The organism is Vibrio sp. 378, assembly GCF_033339435.1.
This window is the reverse complement of sequence record NZ_JAWOUO010000597.1, coordinates 1-680: the sequence shown is the minus strand read 5'-3', so window position 1 is coordinate 680 and position 680 is coordinate 1. Positions and strand designations below refer to the sequence as shown.

The 680-nt window shown below is 49.6% G+C and carries 1 protein-coding gene; it reads left to right on the top strand.

The window, feature by feature from the left end; translation table 11 throughout:
* On the top strand, window positions 1–680 hold a 680-nt coding region (locus R7Q48_RS27755), incomplete at both ends, for an LPS export ABC transporter permease LptF (protein WP_318133500.1).

Sequence of the window (680 nt, the reverse complement as noted above, 5' to 3'; positions counted from 1 at the left end):
GACGGGGATCGGCAACAAGTTCCTAGTGCAAGCTGCACTTTACTTGGCGTTGATCACCTCTGGTGTGGCTGCGTTTAATGCACTTTGGTTATCACCTTGGTCTCAAGACCGAGTGGAGCACCTTTACGAACAAGTCGCGGCGGAAAACAGCGTCGACTTACTTAAAAAGGGTCAGTTCCAAGGTACGCCAGACGGTTCATCCGTGGTGTTCATTGACGATATTAAGGACAGCACGCTTAGTAACGTGTTTGTCGCGCAAATGCGTCCACGAGATTCGGTTCTACCTAGCGTGATGTTCTCTTCTTCAGGTGAAGTAAAAGAACTGTCAGATGGCCGTCAGGTTATTACGATGCAAGAAGGTACACGCTATGAAGGTGTGCCAACTCGCGTGGAGTATATGATCACCAAATTTGATGAATACGAAGGGGTGATCGGGCAGCGTGAAGTCAAACAGAAAGGTCGTGACTGGGAAGCTTACCCAACGGCGGATTTGATTGGCCATCCGGATCCTGAAGCGCAAGCGGAGCTGCAATGGCGTATTTCTCTGTTTGTATGTATTCCATTGCTCACGATGCTTGTGATTCCTTTGTCTGCGGTGAACCCTCGTCAAGGGCGCTTTGCCAAAATGGGCCCGGCGATTCTGATTTACTTGGCATACTTCCTTGCGATTAGTGCGACAA